The 19,226-nt window shown below is 67.9% G+C and carries 13 protein-coding genes; 8 read left to right on the forward strand and 5 right to left on the reverse strand.

Annotation, left to right across the window (positions count from 1 at the left end; translation table 11 throughout):
- Window positions 1-333 precede the first annotated feature (333 nt).
- On the reverse strand, window positions 334-3,471 hold the full coding sequence (gene ileS / locus ACFXJL_RS14570) for an isoleucine--tRNA ligase (protein ID WP_384692335.1): 3,138 nt from the start codon (window positions 3,469-3,471) through the stop codon (window positions 334-336).
- A 552-nt stretch (window positions 3,472-4,023) separates the two neighbouring features.
- On the opposite strand from ileS, the gene ACFXJL_RS14575 reads away from it, so the two are divergent.
- The 6 genes from ACFXJL_RS14575 to ACFXJL_RS14600 all read left to right on the forward strand — a co-directional run bounded on the left by ACFXJL_RS14575 (window position 4,024) and on the right by ACFXJL_RS14600 (window position 9,807).
- Window positions 4,024-4,986, forward strand: a complete 963-nt coding sequence (locus ACFXJL_RS14575; RefSeq protein ID WP_384692338.1) for a TraR/DksA family transcriptional regulator — start codon at window positions 4,024-4,026, stop codon at window positions 4,984-4,986.
- Between the two features lie 59 nt (window positions 4,987-5,045).
- Window positions 5,046-5,609: a signal peptidase II gene (lspA, locus tag ACFXJL_RS14580; RefSeq protein WP_329017404.1), complete on the forward strand. Its 564-nt coding sequence runs from the start codon at window positions 5,046-5,048 to the stop codon at window positions 5,607-5,609.
- A gap of 94 nt (window positions 5,610-5,703) precedes the next feature.
- A complete protein-coding gene (locus ACFXJL_RS14585) occupies window positions 5,704-6,645 on the forward strand; it encodes an RluA family pseudouridine synthase (RefSeq protein ID WP_358877766.1) in 942 nt (313 codons plus the stop codon).
- A gap of 2 nt (window positions 6,646-6,647) precedes the next feature.
- Window positions 6,648-7,121, forward strand: coding sequence for a GNAT family N-acetyltransferase (locus ACFXJL_RS14590; RefSeq protein WP_384692342.1), 474 nt, complete (start codon window positions 6,648-6,650; stop codon window positions 7,119-7,121).
- A 134-nt stretch (window positions 7,122-7,255) separates the two neighbouring features.
- Window positions 7,256-8,842, forward strand: a complete 1,587-nt coding sequence (locus ACFXJL_RS14595) for a Na+/H+ antiporter (protein WP_384692345.1) — start codon at window positions 7,256-7,258, stop codon at window positions 8,840-8,842.
- Window positions 8,843-9,060: 218 nt separating this feature from the next.
- On the forward strand, window positions 9,061-9,807 hold the full coding sequence (locus ACFXJL_RS14600) for an SDR family NAD(P)-dependent oxidoreductase (RefSeq protein WP_384692348.1): 747 nt from the start codon (window positions 9,061-9,063) through the stop codon (window positions 9,805-9,807).
- A 94-nt stretch (window positions 9,808-9,901) separates the two neighbouring features.
- Here the strand turns inward: ACFXJL_RS14600 and ACFXJL_RS14605 are convergent, their stop codons facing one another.
- Window positions 9,902-11,041, reverse strand: coding sequence for a mechanosensitive ion channel family protein (locus ACFXJL_RS14605; RefSeq protein ID WP_384634784.1), 1,140 nt, complete (start codon window positions 11,039-11,041; stop codon window positions 9,902-9,904).
- Window positions 11,042-11,064: 23 nt separating this feature from the next.
- On the opposite strand from ACFXJL_RS14605, the gene ACFXJL_RS14610 reads away from it, so the two are divergent.
- Window positions 11,065-11,643, forward strand: a complete 579-nt coding sequence (locus ACFXJL_RS14610) for a dienelactone hydrolase family protein (protein WP_384634787.1) — start codon at window positions 11,065-11,067, stop codon at window positions 11,641-11,643.
- Between the two features lie 211 nt (window positions 11,644-11,854).
- On the opposite strand, the gene ACFXJL_RS14615 is transcribed toward ACFXJL_RS14610, so the two are convergent.
- The 3 genes from ACFXJL_RS14615 to ACFXJL_RS14625 all read right to left on the reverse strand — a co-directional run bounded on the left by ACFXJL_RS14615 (window position 11,855) and on the right by ACFXJL_RS14625 (window position 15,165).
- The gene (locus ACFXJL_RS14615; RefSeq protein ID WP_358877761.1) at window positions 11,855-12,670 is read right to left on the reverse strand and encodes a DsbA family protein; all 816 of its coding nucleotides are present in this window, start codon (window positions 12,668-12,670) and stop codon (window positions 11,855-11,857) included.
- Window positions 12,671-13,080: 410 nt separating this feature from the next.
- On the reverse strand, window positions 13,081-13,764 hold the full coding sequence (locus tag ACFXJL_RS14620; protein ID WP_384634885.1) for a hypothetical protein: 684 nt from the start codon (window positions 13,762-13,764) through the stop codon (window positions 13,081-13,083).
- Window positions 13,765-13,800: 36 nt separating this feature from the next.
- Window positions 13,801-15,165, reverse strand: coding sequence for a DUF2252 domain-containing protein (locus ACFXJL_RS14625; RefSeq protein ID WP_358877760.1), 1,365 nt, complete (start codon window positions 15,163-15,165; stop codon window positions 13,801-13,803).
- Between the two features lie 340 nt (window positions 15,166-15,505).
- Here ACFXJL_RS14625 and dnaE point away from each other — a divergent pair, with 340 nt between their 5' ends.
- Complete coding sequence (dnaE, locus tag ACFXJL_RS14630) at window positions 15,506-19,048, forward strand: DNA polymerase III subunit alpha (protein ID WP_358877759.1); 3,543 nt, start codon at window positions 15,506-15,508, stop codon at window positions 19,046-19,048.
- Window positions 19,049-19,226 lie beyond the last annotated feature (178 nt).

A 19,226-nucleotide genomic window follows, 5' to 3' on the forward strand; every position in this document is an offset into this window, starting at 1 on the left:
GCCCAGGACACCAGTCCTGGGCACGGCCCTTTTCCATGGGGTCGTACTCGTCATGGGTACCTCGCCCGTTCCCCCGCGCCCAGCACGGCGCCCGTTCCAGCGTGGCGTAGTTGAGCGATCTCATCGGACATCCACATATGCGGAGGTCCGTGGTGCGCTGCCGTCGGGGCACTCGGTTGCCCTGCCCAAGGGGGAAACGCTGGCGGTTCGGTGGTCAACGGGCGGGCGATCGCGAGCGTCGTCACCGTCGCTTCCCGGCTCCACGGGGCGCCCTTGGGCATGAAGAAGCCGGGGCGGCCCTCATCGAGGACCGCCCCGGCTCGACCGCGGAAGCTACTGCTTGCGCAGATGGAAGGTCAGCGACAGCGAATCGTCGGTGAAGGAGGGGCCGTATGTGTCGTCCGGTTCCGATCCGGTGAACGACGTGGCCAGTACCTCATCCGCGATGAGGGAGGCATGGGCGGTGAGCGCCTCCGTCGTGGATGCGTCCGATGAACTCCACACCACCGCGATCCGGTCCGCCACGTCGAGTCCGCTGTTCTTGCGGGCTTCCTGGATCAGTCGGATGGCGTCACGGGCCAGGCCCGCGAGGCGCAGGGCGGGGGTGATCTCCAGATCGAGCGCCACCGTGGCGCCCGAGTCGGAGGCAACCGACCAGCCCTCCCGCGGGGTTTCGGTGATGATGACCTCGTCCGGGGCCAGGGTGATCGTCTCGCCCTCGACCTCCAAGGTCGCCGTACCGCTCCGCAGGGCGAGGGAGAGTTCAGCGGCGTCCGCTGCGGCCACGGCCTTGGCCACCGCCTGGACTCCCTTGCCGAACCGCTTGCCGAGTGCACGGAAGTTGGCCTTGGCCGTCGTGTCCACGAGCGAACCGCCGACCTCGGAGAGGGAGGCGAGTGAGGAGACGTTCAGCTCCTCGGTGATCTGTGCGCGCAATTCGGCGGAGAGCGTGTCGAAACCGTGCGCGGCCACCAGGGCGCGCGACAGCGGCTGACGGGTCTTTACGCCGGACTCGGCCCGGGTCGCTCGACCCAGTTCCACCAGCCGTCGCACCAGCACCATCTGCCGGGACAGTTCGGGGTCGATCGCGTCGAGGTCGGCGTCCGGCCAGGAGCTGAGGTGCACGGACTCCGGAGCTTCCGGCGACACCGGACGCACCAGGTCCTGCCAGACCCTCTCCGTGATGAAGGGGGTGAGCGGGGACATCATGCGGGTGACCGTCTCGACCACGTCGTGCAGCGTCCGCAGTGCCGCCGGGTCTCCCTGCCAGAAGCGGCGGCGGGAGCGGCGCACGTACCAGTTCGAGAGATCGTCGACGAAGGCCGAGAGCAGCTTTCCTGCACGCTGGGTGTTGTACCCCTCCATCGCCTCGGTGACCTGGTCCACCAGGGCGTGGAGCTCGCTGAGCAGCCAGCGGTCCAGCACCGTGCGGTCGGCCGGGGCGGGATCGGCCGCGGAGGGTGCCCAGCCGGAGGTCCGTGCGTACAGGGCTTGGAACGCCACGGTGTTCCAGTAGGTGAGCAGGGTCTTGCGCACCACTTCCTGGATGGTGCCGTGACCCACGCGGCGCGCGGCCCAGGGAGAACCGCCGGCCGCCATGAACCAACGGACGGCATCTGCGCCGTGCTGGTCCATCAGCGGGATCGGCTGAAGGATGTTCCCCAGGTGCTTCGACATCTTTCGGCCATCCTCGGCGAGGATATGGCCGAGACAGACCACGTTCTCATAGGACGACTTGTCGAAGACCAGCGTCCCGACCGCCATCAACGTGTAGAACCATCCACGCGTCTGGTCGATCGCCTCCGAGATGAACTGCGCCGGATAGCGCTTCTCGAAGATGTCCTTGTTCTGGTACGGGTACCCCCACTGGGCGAAGGGCATCGAACCCGAGTCGTACCAGGCGTCGATGACCTCGGGTACGCGCGTCGCCGTGTTCGAGCACTGGGGGCAGTCGAAGGTGACGTCGTCGATGTAGGGGCGGTGCGGATCCAGCGCCGACTGGTCGGCGCCCGTCAGTTCGGACAGTTCGGCCCGGGAGCCCACGCAGGTGAGGTGGTCCTCCTCGCAGCGCCAGATGGGCAGCGGCGTACCCCAGTAGCGATTGCGGGACAGGGCCCAGTCGATGTTGTTGTTCAACCAGTCGCCGTACCGGCCGTGCTTGACCGAGTCCGGGAACCAGTTGGTCGCCTCGTTCTCCGCGATCAGCCGGTCCTTGACCGCGGTGGTGCGGATGTACCAGGAGGGCTGGGCGTAGTAGAGCAGCGCGGTGTGACAGCGCCAGCAGTGCGGGTAACTGTGCTCGTACGGGACGTGCCGGAAGAGCCGGCCACGCGCCTGGAGGTCTGCGGTGAGCTTTTCGTCCGCCTTCTTGAAGAAGACGCCGCCGATGAGCGGGATGTCCTCTTCGAAGGTGCCGTCGGGGCGGACCGGGTTCACCACGGGCAGTCCGTAGGCCCGGCAGACCTTGAGGTCGTCCTCACCGAACGCGGGGGACTGGTGGACCAGGCCCGTACCGTCCTCGGTGGTGACGTACTCGGCGTTGACGACGTAGTGCGCCTCGGCGGGGAACTCCACCAGGTCGAACGGGCGCTCGTAGGTCCAGCGCTCCATGTCCGCGCCGGTGAAAGTCGTTCCGGTCAGCTCCCAGTCCTCGCCGAGGGCCTTCGCGACCAGCGGTTCGGCGACGACGAGCCGCTCCTCGCCGTTCGTGGCGACCACATAGGTGACGTCGGGGTGCGCGGCGACTGCGGTGTTGGAGACCAGGGTCCACGGGGTCGTCGTCCACACCAGCAGGGACGCCTCGCCGGCGAGCGGCCCGGAGGTCAACGGGAAGCGGACGAACACGGAGGGGTCGACGACCGTCTCGTACCCCTGGGCCAACTCGTGGTCGGAGAGACCGGTGCCGCACCGGGGGCACCAGGGCGCCACCCGGTGGTCCTGGACGAGCAGTCCCTTGTTGAAGATCTCCTTCAACGACCACCAGACCGAGTCGATGTACTCGGGCTTCATGGTCCAGTAGGCGTCGTCGAGGTCTACCCAGTAGCCCATGCGCTCGGTGAGCTCGGCGAAGGCGTCCGTGTGGCGGCTGACGGATTCACGGCACTTGGCGTTGAACTCCGCGATGCCGTACGCCTCGATGTCCTTCTTGCCGGAGAAGCCCAACTCCTTCTCGACGGCGAGTTCCACCGGCAGCCCATGGCAGTCCCAGCCGGCCTTGCGGGCGACGTGGTAGCCGCGCATGGTGCGGAACCGGGGGAAGACGTCCTTGAAGACGCGGGCCTCGATGTGATGGGCGCCCGGCATGCCGTTGGCGGTCGGCGGGCCCTCGTAGAAGACCCACTCGGGGCGGCCCTCGGACTGGGCGAGGCTCTTGGCGAAGACCTTGTTGTCGCGCCAGAAGTCGAGCACGGCGTGCTCCAGCGCGGTCAGGTCGACCTGGGCGGGCACCTGGCGGTACTGCGGGGGTGTCATCGACGAACTCCTCCGGCGGACAGTTTCTCTTCCGTCGGAGGGACGAGAGCGAATTGCTCCCGCGGTACCACCCTCCTTGGCGGCGCAGGGCGCACCGCCCCCTCATTGGGGTCGCGCAGTCGGGTCTACTCGCCTGACGGCTTTCTTCCGACAGCTCCGGGGTGATGCTTCACATCGCGCTCGCCCCCGGGCTCTCACCGTCCCCGGGTCGCTCATGGCTGCGTACGACGCTACTCGTCCCCATCCAAGCCTTTCGCTCCGGCCAGTGTAAGGGGCGCCGTGGGTGATCACGACCGGCATTTGTCGGGTACGGAGAAGGCCCGCCGCTTGACCCGAATGGCCAGATCGGCGTCCGCGGGCCTCGACGTGCCACGGTCGCTCGCCGGGCCGGTTCGCCGGGCGGGGAGCTGGGCACAACGGATGCAGGTTCGTTTGACGGAGCGACTTACGAGCGGAATAGGTGGTGTGCCCCGTTTGCTGCGGAGCTGAGGTCGATTTATCGTCCCAGAACGATTCGCGTGCAAGATCACAATATGTGAAGGGGCCGCGGCCATGGTGGCGAAGAAGACTGCCGAGAGTGAATCGGCGTCCGGGCGATCCACCGCGGCTGCGGCGAGCGCCGGGGGAGCGGAAGGCTCTGCCGGTGCATCTCCCGGTGCATCTCCCGGAGCGGCGAAGAAGGCCGCCGACGACCGAAAGTCCGCTCCGGCGAAGAAGGCGACGAAGAAGACCACGGCGAAGAAGACCGCAGCCAAGACCACGACCAAGACGACCGCGAAGAAGGCGACCGAGAAGACCACGGCCAAGAAGACCGCAGCCAAGACCACGACCAAGGCGACTGCCAAGAAGGCGACGAAGAAGACCACGGCCAAGAAGACGGCGAAGAAGGTCGCGGCTAAGAAGAGCGCGACGGGGAAAGCGTCGGATCGAACCGGCGTGCGAGTACCCCCGAAGAAGACCGCGGCTGCTCAGGCCGCACACAGCGCCGCATCCGCGGCTCGGACGGCTGAGGCCGCGAAGCAGACAGGAGCCAGAACGGTGGGAACAGAGAAGACCGTGGCTGCCGACGACGGCCCGACGGCGGTGCCCACGGCCCGCACGGCGGCTGCTGCCGGCCCGCAGGAGCTTGCGGTGCGCCCGGGCGAGGATCCATGGACCCCACAGGAGGTCGCTGAGGCCCGCACGGAGCTGGAGGGCGAGGTGACCAGGCTCAATGCCCAGCTCGCCGCCTCCGAGGCCGCGCTGATGGGATTGATGCGGGACTCCGGCGGGGGAGCGGGCGACGACGACGCCGACATGGGCTCGAAGAACATCACCCGTGAGCACGAGCTGTCCCTCGCGGCCGGCGCCCGCGAGATGCTGGAGCAGACGGAGCGTGCGCTGCTGCGGTTGGACGCGGGCACCTACGGAGTCTGCGAGAACTGTGGAAAGCCCATCGGCAAGGCCCGTATGCAGGCATTCCCCCGCGCCACACTGTGTGTGGAGTGCAAACAGAAGCAGGAGCGCAGGGGCTGAGTCCGTACGCCCGTGGCGTACCCTCGTGGTCAGTCAGGCACCTAGGTTGAGGGACTCACGTGGCAGAGGCGGAGCGGACCATCGGTACGCCGGATGTGGACGGCGACGACGCTGCGGCGTCGGCCGAGCAGCCGAAGGGCAGACGGCGGATCGCCGTGCTCTTCGGCGTGGCGGTCGTGGCGTACGCGCTCGACCTCGTCACCAAGATGATCGTGGTGGCGAAGCTGGAGCACCATCCGCCCATTGAGATCATCGGCGACTGGTTGCAGTTCGAAGCGGTACGGAACGCCGGTGCCGCCTTCGGCATCGGCGAAGCCTTCACCGTGATCTTCACCGTCATCGCCGCGGCGGTGATCGTGGTGATCGCACGGCTGGCGCGGAAGCTCTACAGCCTGCCGTGGGCCATCGCGCTCGGTCTGCTGCTGGGCGGTGCGCTCGGCAATCTCACGGACCGGATCTTCCGGGCACCCGGAGTCTTCGAGGGCGCGGTGGTCGACTTCATCGCTCCCAAGCACTTCGCCGTCTTCAATCTGGCCGACTCCGCGATCGTCTGCGGCGGCATCCTGATCGTGATCCTCTCCTTCCGTGGACTGGACCCCGACGGGACCGTCCACAAGGACTGACCGGGAACCGCCGCGCCCACCGCTGGTGGGCGAGTTATCCACAGGTATCGGCTCCGGCGGCGGTGCACCGTGACGGACAAGGCATACTCGACAGGTGAGCACGCTTCCCGAGATCCGCACCCTGCCCGTACCCGATGGCCTTGAAGGCGAGCGCGTCGACGCCGTCATCTCCCGGATCTTCGGGTTCTCTCGTACCAAGGCGGCCGAGCTGGCCGCTGCGGGGAAAGTGCTGGTCGACGGCTCCGCGGTGGGAAAGTCCGAGCGGGTCCACGGCGGTGCATGGCTTGAGGTGGAGATGCCCCAGGCCCCCGCTCCGGTCCAGATCGTGGCCGAGCCCGTCGAAGGCATGGAGATCATCCATGACGACGACGACATCGTGGTGATCGTGAAGCCCGTCGGTGTGGCCGCGCACCCCAGCCCCGGCTGGACCGGCACCACCGTGATCGGTGGCCTCGCTGCCGCGGGCTACCGCATCTCCACCTCCGGTGCGGCCGAGCGCCAGGGCATCGTGCACCGACTCGACGTCGGGACCTCCGGGCTGATGGTGGTCGCCAAGTCGGAGCGGGCGTACACGCTGCTGAAGCAGCAGTTCCGGGAGCGTACGGTCGACAAGCGGTACCACGCGCTGGTGCAGGGGCACCCCGACCCCATGAGCGGCACGATCGACGCGCCCATCGGTCGCCACCCCAACCACGACTACAAGTGGGCGGTCACCGCTGAGGGCAAGCCGTCGGTGACGCACTACGACCTGCTGGAGGCGTTCCGGGCCGCCTCACTGCTCGACATCAAGCTGGAGACCGGCCGCACCCACCAGATCCGGGTGCACATGGCGGCGCACCGGCATCCCTGCGTGGGCGATCTGACCTATGGCGCCGACCCCACGATGGCCAAGCGGCTGGGACTGACCCGGCAGTGGCTGCACGCCGTACGACTGGGGTTCGAGCACCCGTCCGACGGCCAGTGGGTGGAGTTCGAGTCCGGCTATCCCGACGACCTGCGCCAGGCGCTCGACACGATTGCGGCGGAGAGCGCCTGAGCGTGGTCCGGGTGCGAGTGGCGGAAGATCCCGCAGACCGGCAGGCGTGCTTCGCCGTACGCCGTGCGGTCTTCATCGTCGAACAGGGCGTGTCCGAGGACATCGAGTACGACGTCTTCGACGAGCCCGAAGCCGACACCGTGCACGTGGTGGCGGTCGACACGGAGGGTGCGCCCCTGGGGACGGGCCGATTGCTCCACGGGCCGGCCGCCGCAGAGCGCACCGGGGGCGATCCCACCATCGGCTCCCTGGGCCGGCTCGCCGTGCTCCGGACGGCCCGCGGACGAGGTGTGGGCGTGGCGCTGGTGCAGGCCGTGGAGGAAGCCGCGCGTGATCGTGGGCTCAAAGCCGTGGACCTCCATGCGCAGAGTCATGCCCTCGGTTTCTACGAGCGGCTGGGCTATGCGCCCTACGGCGAGGAAATGACGGAGGCAGGTATCCCGCACCGGTCGATGAGACGAGAGCTGCTCGACTGAGCCCGAGGTGGGCCGTCGAGGACCGGGACGATCACGCCGTGCGGCAGGGTTCGGTCCATTCGGACAAAAAGTGCATCCCGCATGGCAGGCTGTGCCCCTGATCGTGGAGGTCTCCCACCCCGGAGGGCACACTCGTGGACCAGGTGGCGCTGCTGCTCGTCCTGCTGCTCGGAGCGGTGGTGACCGTGCCCCTCGGTGAACGGCTCGATCTGCCGGCACCCGTGTTGATGACCTTGGCCGGAGCGGGAGTCGCCTTCCTCCCCTTCGTCCCCACGGTGGAGATCCCGCCCGATTTCATTCTTCCGCTCATCCTGCCGCCCCTGCTCTACGCCGCGGCCCAACGCACCTCCTGGCGACAGTTCGCCGCCAATGTGCGCCCCATCCTGCTGCTCGCGGTCGCCCTGGTCTTCGTCACCACCGTGGCGGTCGCGGCCGTTGCCCAGTCGCTCGTGCCGGGACTGCCCATCGCCGCGGCCGTCGCCCTCGGCGCCCTGATCGCCCCGCCCGACCCCGTCGCCGCCACCGCCGTCGCCGGCCGGCTCGGTCTGCCACGCCGGCTCGTCTCCATCCTGGAGGGGGAAGGGCTCTTCAATGATGTGACCGCCATCGTCCTGTACCACGTCGCCATCGCCGCGGTGGTCAGCGGTACGTTCTCCTGGCCGGAAGTAGTCGGCCAACTGGTTCTCTCGGCCGTGGTCGCCGTCGTGGTGGGACTAGTGCTGGGATGGGTCACCAACAAGCTGATGGGCCTTCTCGGCGATGCCACCCTTCAGGTCGGACTCTCCCTGATGGTGCCGTTCGTCGCCTATGTACTGGCCGAGGAACTACACGGCTCCGGCGTGCTCGCCGTGCTGACCACGGCCCTCTATCTGGCCGAACACGCCGCAGACGCCGACGATGTGATGGGCCGGCTCGCCGGCAACACCTTCTGGCGGATCATCGACACACTCGTCACCGGGGTGGCCTTCGGACTCATCGGACTCGAACTCCACACCGTCTTCGGCACGGAGGACGGGCGGGTGCCGCAGCTGCTGCTCTGGGGTGCGGCGATCACCGGCGTCGTCGTGGGCGTACGACTCCTCTGGCTGCTCCCCGCCACCTGGCTGGCGAAGAAGCTGCACTCCCGCCGTGACTTCGACGAGGACATTCCGGTCAGTTGGCGGGAGACCGTCGTCATGTGGTGGTCAGGAATGCGAGGAGTGGCCTCGGTGGCCCTGGCGCTCGCCCTTCCACTGACCACGGACAGCGGGGCGCCCTTCCCCGCGCGCAACGAGATCGTCTTCGTCGCCTTCGTCGTCATCCTCGCCACGCTCCTCCTCCAGGGACTGACACTGCCCTGGTTGGTACGCCGCCTCGGAGTGCGGGCCGACGGGGATGCCGAGCGCCGGCTGGAACACGATCTCGCCATCAGAGCGGCCAAAGCGGCCCGCCACCGGCTACGGGAGATCGAAGCGGTGGAGGACCTTCCGGATGAGATCAGCGAGCGGCTCCTCCGCGGTGCCTACGAGGTGGGAGCACGGATCAGCCCCGACATCGTCGACGAGGACCGACGCGACTGGTACGCGAAACGCACCGAGCGGGTACGGACGATGCGGCGCATCCAGCGGGAGATGATGTCGGCCGCACGGCACGAGGTCCTGTCCGCGCGGAGTGAGCCGGGTGCCCATCCCGAGGTGGTCGACCGGGTGCTGAGACAACTGGATGTGCACAGCCTGCGCTGATCGCCATCGCCCGCCTCGGAGCGCCCGCAGTCGGAGCGTCAGCCCGGGGTCATCAAACCGCAGTCATTGACCCGCAGTCATCGACCCGCAGTCATCGAACCGGGGTCATCGAACCGGGTTTGTCCGTGGGGGCTAAGGCGGAGCCAGGGACGGGGACCACCACCGCCGATGACTCGCGCCTCCGTTCCTTCCGTACGAGCGCCGCCTACGCTCCTGACATGGCACGTACCGTGGTGATCAGTGGCGGCGGCACCGGAATCGGCTTCGCCACGGCAGAGGCATTCGCTGCCGAAGGTGACCGGGTCGTGCTACTGGGCCGCCGCGAGGAGGTCCTGGCCCATGCGGCCGAACGGCTGCCGTCCGCCGGACACTTCGCCGTCGACCTCAGAGATCCAGCGGATGTCCTGCGCGCTGTCGCCTTCGTCGAGCGCGAGTACGGAGCGGTCGACGTCCTGGTGAACAGCGCCGGTGGCAACGGCGGCCGGGAGAAGCAACCCGCCCACGACAGCCCACTGGCCGCTCTGGCACATGACTGGACCTTGAACTTTCGGCTCAACACCCTTACCGCCGCCCTGCTCACCGAGGCGCTCAAGGAGCATCTGGCGACCCCCGGTGGCCGAGTGCTCTTCCTCAGCTCCATCGCGGCCTACCGTGGGTCGGGGTCGGTTGCGTACGGGGCGTCGAAGGCCGCCCTCCACCCGTACGCCTTCCAGTTGGCCCGGGCGCTCGGTCCGCGGGGGATCACCGTCAACGTTGTGGCACCGGGGCTGGTCGAGGAAACCGACTTCTTCGGCGAACCCCTGATGCAGGAGCGCAAGGACGCCCTGGTCGCCGAGACCGCCACCGGGCGCATCGGCCACCCCGGGGACATCGCACGCACCCTGCACTGGTTGGCGTCCTCCGCCGCAGGACACATCACCGCCCAGGTGATCCAGGTCAACGGTGGTGCGGAGCGCGGCCACTGAAGGGGACCCCTCGGGCCGCGCCAGCCGGCGGCCACGACGCATCGGCCAGTGGGGTACACCCACGGGAACCGGTGACCACGCCACGCCGCCCTCGTCAGCCGCGGCCCGTCCGTGCCGGCTCATCGTCCGGGGTAGGGCCCTCCTTCGGCACACGGCCGTTCGGAAGGGAGGCCACCGCAGTCGGCTCGGCGGTGCCCAGCAGTGCGGCCGGCGCGGTCGCGACCTTCGGCAGCGCGTGGGGGTGGTGCTCATGGAGCCAGCCGATCAACTGCTCGCGCACGGCGCAGCGGATGGTCCAGATGTCGTCCGCGTCCTTCGCCGTCACCACGGCACGCACCTGGATCGTCGTCGGCGTGGTGTCGGTGACCGCGAGCGACCAGTCACGTCCGTCCCACGCGGGGTGTTCCTTGATGACCTCGTGCAACTGCTCCCGCATCCGGGCCACCGGAGTGGAGTGGTCCAGATGGAAGTAGACCGTGCCGGTCATCTGCACTCCACCGCGTGACCAGTTCTCGAACGGCTTGCTGGTGAAGTAGGACACCGGCATGGTGATCCGGCGCTCATCCCAGGTCCGAACGGCCAGGAAGGTGAGGGTGATCTCCTCGACGGTTCCCCACTCGCCGTCGACCACCACGGTGTCACCGATGCGGACCATGTCACCGAAGGCGATCTGGAACCCGGCGAAGAGGTTGCCCAGGGTCGACTGGGCGGCGACGCCCGCCACGATGCCGATGAGTCCGGCCGAAGCGAGCATCGAGGTACCGACGGTCTTCATGGCGGGGAACGTCAGCAACATCGCGGCGACGGCCACGACACCCACCACGGCGATGACCACGCGTTGGATCAGGGTCACCTGGGTGCGGACCCGACGGACCCGGGCCGGATCACGGGTGGCCGCCGCATAGCGGCTGTAGGTGGATTCGACGATGGCCGTGGCGATCTTCACCACCAGCCAGGCGGAGGCACCGATCAGGACCAGGGTCAGTACCTGTCCGATGCCCGCGTGGTGGTCGCGGATGGTTTCCAGTTCCGCCTGTCGGTAGTTGCCCCGCAACAAGGCGGCGGCGAGGACCACTTGGAGCGGAACTCGGCACTGTCGGAGCAGACCCCACAGGGGAGCCTCGGGATGCCGCGCGTCGGCACGGCGAAGTAGCAGGTCAGCGAGCCAGCCCACGAGCAGCGTGAGCACGGCCGTACCGCCGAGGACAATCAATGGGCGCAGCACGTTCTCCATGTCTTCGAACGTAACCTGACTCCATGGACATCATGCTTCTTCATTCCGCCTATGGCCTGCGGCCCGCTGTCCGTGCGGCAGCCGAGCGTCTTGAAGCCGCCGGTCACCGGGTGTGGACGCCCGATCTGTACAAGGGGGAGACCTTCGACACGGTCGAGGAGGGCATGGCCTGCAAGGAGCGGATCGGCAAGGACGAGCTCTTGAAGCGGGCGGTGCTCGCCGCCGCGCCCTACTCGGAACGCGGTCTGGTGTACGCGGGGTTCTCCCTGGGGGCATCCATCGCCCAGAACCTGGCGCTCGGGGACACCAAGGCGCGCGGACTGCTTCTGCTGCACGGCACCTCGGACATCGCACCGAACGCCGCCGTCGACGAACTGCCCGTCCAACTGCACATCGCGGACCCGGACGCCTTCGAGCCGCACGACTGGTTGACCGCCTGGTACCTGGGGATGGGGCGTACCGGAGCAGACGTGGAGATCTACCGCTATCCGGGGGCAGGTCACCTCTACACGGACCCCGACCTCCCGGACTACGACGAGGCCGCTGCCGAGCAGACCTGGCGGGTGGCGCTCGGTTTCCTGGCGACGCTCGGGAACAGCTGACCACGCTGGGACAGCCGCCACCCGCGTGATGTCGCAGGGCGTGATTGCGCTGGCGGCCCGGGCCCGCTCGACCGTGAGGAGGAGCGGGCCCGGTGCCGTTCGCGGGTGCTGCCGTCGGGAGTCGCCGTGGGCTCGGTGCGCACACGTCCGTGTCATGCCGGCCCGGCCGTGGGGCGCTTGGCGGCTGCGGGCGACAGCCAGCCCGGGTGGATCAGCCCTTCAGCGCACGGTCCATGGCGGTGTTGAACTCGGTGGCCGTCGTCGGCGGGGTGTCCGTGCCCTCCACGACCACCTTCTTGCCGTCGACCTTGAGGGTCGGGGTGCTGCCGACCCCGCTCTTGTCGAAGGCGCCGGACATCTTCATCGCCCAGGCGTCGTACGTGCCGTCCTCGACGTTCTTCTTGAACTCGGCATTGCCCTTCAGGGCCGGTACGGAGTCGGCGACCTTCAGCAGGTAGGAGTCCTTGGCGAAGTCGTCCTTGCTCTCGGTGGGGTGGAACTCCTTGGAGTACAGGGCGGCCTTGAAGTCGGAGAACGCCTCCGGACTCACGTTCAGGGCGGCGCCCATGGCGCTCAGCGCGTTCTTCGAGCCTTCGCCCTGGTCCATGTTGTCGATGAAGGTCGCGCCGACGAACTTGACCTTGTACTTGCCCGCGGCCAGGTCCTTCTTGATCGTCTCACCGACGCCCTGCTCGAACTTGGCACAGGAGGGACAGCGGGCGTCCTCGTACAGTTCCAGGGTCTTCTTGGCCTCGGGCTTGCCGATGACGACGTTGGTTCCGTTGGTGCCGTCGCTGTTCTTGGGCGCGGTGACGGTCTTCTCCTTGCTCACCGACTCCCAGTGGTCCGGCTCGTTGGACTGGATCACGCCGTAGCTGATGCCACCGGCCACCGCGAGTACGGCGATGGTGGAGCCCACGACGATCAGCTGCCGACGCGTCTTGTCCTTCTTGGCCTGCGCCTCGCGCTCCAGGCGCAGCCGCTCGCGGGCCGCGGCCTTGTTCGCCTTGTTGTTGCGTGCACTCATGCTGAATCACTCCGTGTGATGCCGCACCGGAAGGTGCAGAAGAATGGGGGAACTGAGGGAAAGGGCGACATGGGGTGGACCCCCTGTGCGTCACGGCTGAGAGGGTCTGCACCCGGCGCGGAGTCGGCAGCGCTCGTCCGGGGGAGAACCCATGGCGGCTGAGGCCCACTCCGGGGCCGCCCTTCGAGCACGGGATCGGCCCGTCACCCGTCGGGGCGGGCCAGCCGTGTGCGCGATGTCCGGAAGGGGCTGGGCACGGGACCGTGGATGGTCACCATCAGGCGGGCCGTTTTGACCATGACCGCCTGTGACCGCCGGTGGGTCAGGGCTCTGACCGCCCGTGACCACCGGTGGACCGGGACCGGGACCGCGACCACGTGTGACCGTGGCCTTACGGGGCCGGGCTCAGCTCAGCCGAAAGCCGCGACGGTACCGGGAGGGCCGCGCAGCCCGAGGGAGTGCACCAGGAGGGTGGTGCGGGAGGCCGTGTGCCGGGGCAGTGACCGCGCCGGGAGTCGCAGGGGGCGAGTCAGGCCCCTCGCCACGACGACGGCGAGCAGGAGCGGACGGAAGGCGAAAGCGGCCATCGTCCGCATCAGCCCCGACAGCGCCGCTTCGCCGCGCCACAGCCAGGCCGCCGCCAGCAGACCGACGGACACATGCGCGGCGAGCAGGACCCAGGGCAGTGCGGGATGCGTGGTGCCGAGCACGGTGGTGGCGCCGGGATCCGCCCCGGCGACTCCGGGCAGCGCGGCGCCCGCGCTCCCCCCGCACAGCACATCGAGGCCCAGCGCCCTCAGCGATCCCGTGACCGGGCCGCCTCCAGGTCCGTAACAGAGGTCCTGGCCGGTGGTGAACACCGTGTCGGCGGCCAGCTCCAGCGGGATGAGGAGGCCGGCGATCCGCCAGAAGCCCCGCTCTCGGCGGGAGAGGAGGAAGGCGATCGCGAAGACGCCCGCCGAGAGCCCGGCGAGCGCGGTCCACGGGAGTGGCGAGCGGGAGAGCAGCACATGGGAAGCAGCGGACAGCGTCACGACCAGTGCCGTGAAGATCGCTGCCCGTACCGTCCTGAGCTGCATTCCCGATACGTCCATCGTCTGCGAGTGTGCCATGGCTCCCTGAGAGGAGCCTTAACGGATGCCGTTCCCCGCCAGGCCCGGGATGCGTCCGTTGCGGAAGAGGTCGACGAAGATCTGGTGGTCCCGTCTGGCCCGGGCGCCGTACTGGTGGGCGAAGTCGATCAGCAGCGCGGGGAAGCCCTCCTCGTCGGCCGCGATGGCCGCGTCGATGGCCCGCTCGGTCGAGAACGGCACCAGCGAGTGGCCGCTCTCGTCGTCCGCGGCGGCGTGCATGGTGGCCGTCGCCCGCCCGAGGTCGGCGACGACCGCGGCGATCTCGTCCAGATCGTCGATGTCCGACCAGTCGAGATCCACCGCGTAGGGCGAGACCTCGGCGACCAGTTGGCCCGCGCCGTCCAACTCGGTCCAACCCAGCCAGGGATCGGCGTGGTCCTGAAGGGCCCGCTGGGATATCACCGTGCGGTGGCCCTCGTGGTGGAAGTAGTCCCGTACGGTCATGTCGTCGATGTGCCGGGAGACGGCGGGCGTCTGCGCCTGCTTCATATAGATGACGACGTCGTTCTCCAGGGCGTCGCTGTTGCCCTCCAGCAGGATGTTGTACGAGGGCAGTCCGGCCGAGCCGATGCCGATGCCGCGTCTGCCGACGACGTCCTTCACCCGGTAGGAATCGGGGCGGGTCAGACTCGATTCGGGCAGCGTCTCCAGATAGCCGTCGAACGCCGCCAACACCTTGTACCGGGTGGCCGCATCGAGCTCGATGGAACCGCCGCCGGGGGCGAAGCGCCGTTCGAAGTCGCGGATCTCGGTCATGGAGTCGAGCAGGGAGAAGCGCGTGAGCGAGCGGGCGACGCGCAGCGCGTCCAGCAGCGGACCCTCCGCGGTGTCCAGGGTGAACGGTGGTACGTCGTCGTCCTTGGCCCCGGACGCCAGCGCGTGGATGCGCTCGCGGTAGGCGGCGGCGCAGACCCGGACCAACTCGCTGATCTGTCCGTCGCTCAGTGCCTTGGTGTAGCCGATCAGCGCCAGCGAGGCCGCCAGGCGCTTCAGGTCCCAGGTGAAGGGGCCGACGTACGCCTCGTCGAAGTCGTTCACGTTGAACACGAGCCGGCCGTTGGAGTCCATGTAGGTGCCGAAGTTCTCGGCGTGGAGGTCGCCGTGGATCCAGACGCGGCTGGTGCGCTCATCCAGATACGGGTGGCTTTCGTACGGCTTGGGCCGCTCCAGCTCCAGATCGTGGTAGAAGAGGCTGGCCGTGCCCCGGTAGAAGGCGAACGCCGACGAGGCCATCTTGCGGAACTTGACCCGGAACGCCGCCGGGTCGGCGGCCAGGAGCTCGCCGAACGCGGTCTCGAAGACGGCGAGTATCTCCTCGCCGCGCTCGTCGGCCGTGTCTTCGGCGGGGTGCAAAACCGGCATCGCTCTGTGCCTCCTGGTGCGGTACGTGCGGGTCGATCGACGCTTCCCCACCCGCCCGGGCCGGGAACGCCGCTCCAGTCGGTCCAACGCTCGGCCACCGCCGGGAGTGCCCGGCCGAAGCCCTGGCCGGAGCCTTGGATCGAGCACCCCGCATCTCGGTGCTGCGGACTTTGACGCTCCGGTCCGCGGACCTCCAACCCTAGTCCCGCGGACCCGAACCCCGGGTCCGCGGGACCCGCCTTCCGTGCCGTGAGGTGTCGGTGGGGAGTCGTAGACTTCCAGCCTGTCCCCCCAGACTCCCTCGCCGCCCTTCATCGCCCGTTCTCCGGAGGCCCCAGCCGTGACCAAGCCGCCCTTCACGCATCTGCACGTGCACACCCAGTACTCGCTGCTGGACGGTGCGGCGCGGCTGAAGGACATGTTCGCTGCCTGCAATGAGATGGGCATGTCGCACATCGCGATGACGGACCACGGAAACCTCCACGGGGCGTACGACTTCTTCCATCAGGCGAAGAAGGCCGGGGTGACGCCGATCATCGGGATCGAGGCGTACGTGGCCCCGGAGTCCCGGCGGAACAAGCGGAAGATCAAGTGGGGCCAGCCGCACCAGAAGCGCGATGACATCTCCGGTTCCGGTGGATACACGCACAAGACCATCTGGGCCGCGAACAGCACGGGACTGCACAACCTCTTCCGCCTCTCATCCGACGCCTACAAGGAGGGGTGGTTGCAGAAGTGGCCGCGCATGGACAAGGAGACCATCGCCCAGTGGTCCGAAGGTCTCATCGCGTCCACCGGGTGTCCGTCGGGCGAGTTGCAGACCAGGCTGCGGCTGGGGCAGTTCGACGAAGCGCTGAAGGCGGCGTCGGAGTACCAGGACATCTTCGGCAAGGAGCGGTACTTCCTGGAGCTGATGGACCACGGCATCGAGATCGAGCGCCGGGTGCGGGACGGTCTGCTGGAGATCGGGAAGAAGCTCGGCATTCCGCCGCTGGTGACGAATGACTCGCACTACACGTATCCCCAGGAGGCCGCGGCGCACGACGCGCTGCTGTGCATCCAGACGGGAAAGAACGTCTCCGACCCGGACCGCTTCCGGTTCGACGGCACGGGCTACTACCTGAAGTCCACGGACGAGATGTACGCGGTGGACTCCTCGGACGCCTGGCAGGAGGGGTGCCGCAACACGCTGCTGGTCGCGGAGCAGGTGGACGTCTCCGGCATGTTCCAGGCGAGGAACCTGATGCCGAAGTTCGACATCCCCGCGGGCTACACCGAGGTCACCTGGTTCCAGGAGGAGGTCCGGGTCGGCATGGAGCGCCGATTCCCGGGCGGTGTGCCCGACGACCGCCAGAAGCAGGCGGAGTACGAGATGGACGTCATCATCAAGATGGGGTTCCCGGGGTACTTCCTGGTGGTCGCCGACTTCATCATGTGGGCGAAGAACCAGGGCATCGCCGTGGGCCCCGGCCGTGGTTCGGCTGCCGGTTCGATCGTGTCGTACGCCATGGGCATCACCGACCTCGACCCGATCGAGCACGGGCTGATCTTCGAGCGGTTCCTCAACCCCGAGCGCGTCTCCATGCCCGACGTCGACATCGACTTCGACGAGCGTAGGCGCGTCGAAGTGATCCGGTACGTGACCGAGAAGTACGGCGCCGACAAGGTCGCCATGATCGGCACCTACGGAAAGATCAAGGCGAAGAACGCCATCAAGGACTCCGCCCGGGTGCTGGGCTACCCGTACGCGATGGGTGACCGACTGACCAAGGCCATGCCCGCCGACGTCCTGGGCAAGGGCATCGACCTCTCCGGCATCACCGACCCCTCCCACCCGCGTTACAGCGAGGCGGGCGAGATCCGGGGCATGTACGAGAACGAACCCGATGTGAAGAAGGTCATCGACACCGCGAAGGGCGTCGAGGGCCTGGTGCGGCAGATGGGTGTGCACGCCGCCGGCGTGATCATGTCCAGTGAGACCATCACCGACCACGCGCCGGTCTGGGTGCGGCACACCGACGGCGTCACCATCACCCAGTGGGACTATCCGCAGTGCGAGTCGCTCGGCCTGCTGAAGATGGACTTCCTGGGCCTGCGCAACCTCACCATCATGGACGACGCCATCAAGATGGTGCGGTCCAACAAGGGCATCGACCTGGAGATGCTGGCCCTGCCGCTGGACGACCCCACGACGTACGAACTGCTCTGCCGCGGTGACACGCTCGGCGTCTTCCAGTTCGACGGCGGCCCGATGCGCTCCCTGCTGCGGCTGATGAAGCCCGACAACTTCGAGGACATCTCCGCCGTCTCGGCCCTGTACCGCCCGGGTCCGATGGGAATGAACTCCCACACCAACTACGCGCTGCGAAAGAACAAGCAGCAGGAGATCACCCCGATCCATCCGGAGTTGGAGGAGCCTCTCAAGGAGGTTCTGGACATCACCCACGGACTGATCGTCTACCAGGAGCAGGTGCAGAAGGCCGCGCAGATCATCGCGGGCTACTCGCTGGGCGAGGCCGACATCCTCCGCCGGGTGATGGGCAAGAAGAAGCCCGAGGAACTGGCCGCCAACTTCACGATCTTCCAGGCGGGCGCCCGGAAGAACCAGTACTCGGACGAGGCGATCCAGGCGCTGTGGGACGTGCTGGTGCCCTTCGCGGGTTACGCCTTCAACAAGGCCCACTCGTCCGCGTACGGCCTGGTGACCTACTGGACCGCCTATCTCAAGGCGAACTATCCCGCCGAATACATGGCGGCGCTCCTGACCTCGGTCAAGGACGACAAGGACAAGTCGGCCGTCTATCTGAACGAATGCCGGCGCATGGGCATCAAGGTGCTGCCGCCCAATGTGAACGAGTCCGAGTCCAACTTCGCGGCCCAGGGCGACGACGTCATTCTGTTCGGCCTCTCCGCCATTCGGAACGTCGGCACCAATGTGGTCGACTCGATCATTCGTTGCCGGAAGTCCAAGGGGAAGTACGCGAGCTTCTCCGATTTCCTCGACAAGGTCGAAGCGGTCGTCTGCAACAAGCGGACCGTTGAATCGCTGATCAAAGCCGGTGCCTTCGATGAGATGGGGCACACGCGCAAGGGTCTCGTCGCCCACCATGAGCCGATGATCGACAATGTGGTGGCGGTCAAGCGCAAGGAAGCCGAAGGGCAATTCGACCTCTTCGGCGGCATGGGCGGAGACGACAGCGCCGACGAGCCCGGTTTCGGTCTCGATGTGGAATTCTCCGATGTCGAATGGGAGAAGTCCTATCTCCTGGCCCAGGAGCGGGAAATGCTCGGGCTCTATGTGTCCGACCATCCGCTCTTCGGTATCGAGCACGTTCTGTCGGACAAGAGCGACGCCTCCATCTCCCAGCTCACCGGCGGCGAGCACGCGGACGGCGCGATCGTCACCATCGGCGGCATCATCTCCGGCCTTCAGCGCAAGATGACCAAGCAGGGCAATGCCTGGGCCATCGCCACCGTTGAAGACCTCGCCGGTTCCATCGAGTGCATGTTCTTCCCCGCCACCTACCAGCTGGTCTCCACCCAACTCGTCGAGGACACCGTCGTCTTCGTCAAGGGGCGTCTCGACAAGCGCGAGGACGTGCCCCGGCTCGTCGCCATGGAGCTCCAGGTCCCCGACCTCTCGTCGGCCGGCACCAATGCGCCCGTGGTGGTGACCATCCCCACGGTCAAGGTGACTCCGCCGATGGTCACCCGGCTCGGCGAGATCCTCAGCCACCACCGGGGCAACACCGAAGTGCGGATCAAGCTCCAGGGGCCCCGCACCACCACCGTGCTCAGGCTCGACCGGCATCGGGTACAGCCCGATCCGGCCCTCTTCGGCGACCTCAAGGTGCTGCTCGGCCCCTCCTGCCTCGCCGGCTGACCTTTCGAGGCGCCGCCAGGACCGGTGTGGGCCGGCGGGACCGGTGTGCGCCGGCGGGGGCCCGGGCGGTGACGCACGGTGGGCCAGGGGCCGCGCACTGCCGGGTGGACCGGTCAGGGCGGCCTCCCAGCACCCAGGAGTGACGAAAGGGGGCGCGCTCGTGATGACGAGCGCGCCC

The organism is Streptomyces sp. NPDC059256 (assembly GCF_042753785.1).
Taxonomy (GTDB): domain Bacteria; phylum Actinomycetota; class Actinomycetes; order Streptomycetales; family Streptomycetaceae; genus Streptomyces.

Excerpts from the sequence above, each read along its gene's own strand:
- ACFXJL_RS14600 (WP_384692348.1), top strand. The coding sequence starts at position 9,061 with ATGGCACGTACCGTGGTGATCAGTGGCGGCGGCACCGGAATCGGCTTC.
- ACFXJL_RS14625 (WP_358877760.1), bottom strand. The coding sequence starts at position 15,165 with ATGCCGGTTTTGCACCCCGCCGAAGACACGGCCGACGAGCGCGGCGAG.
- ACFXJL_RS14615 (WP_358877761.1), bottom strand. The coding sequence starts at position 12,670 with ATGAGTGCACGCAACAACAAGGCGAACAAGGCCGCGGCCCGCGAGCGG.
- ACFXJL_RS14605 (WP_384634784.1), bottom strand. The coding sequence starts at position 11,041 with ATGGAGAACGTGCTGCGCCCATTGATTGTCCTCGGCGGTACGGCCGTG.
- ACFXJL_RS14620 (WP_384634885.1), bottom strand. The coding sequence starts at position 13,764 with ATGGACGTATCGGGAATGCAGCTCAGGACGGTACGGGCAGCGATCTTC.
- ACFXJL_RS14610 (WP_384634787.1), top strand. The coding sequence starts at position 11,065 with ATGGACATCATGCTTCTTCATTCCGCCTATGGCCTGCGGCCCGCTGTC.
- ACFXJL_RS14575 (WP_384692338.1), top strand. The coding sequence starts at position 4,024 with ATGGTGGCGAAGAAGACTGCCGAGAGTGAATCGGCGTCCGGGCGATCC.
- ileS (WP_384692335.1), bottom strand. The coding sequence starts at position 3,471 with ATGACACCCCCGCAGTACCGCCAGGTGCCCGCCCAGGTCGACCTGACC.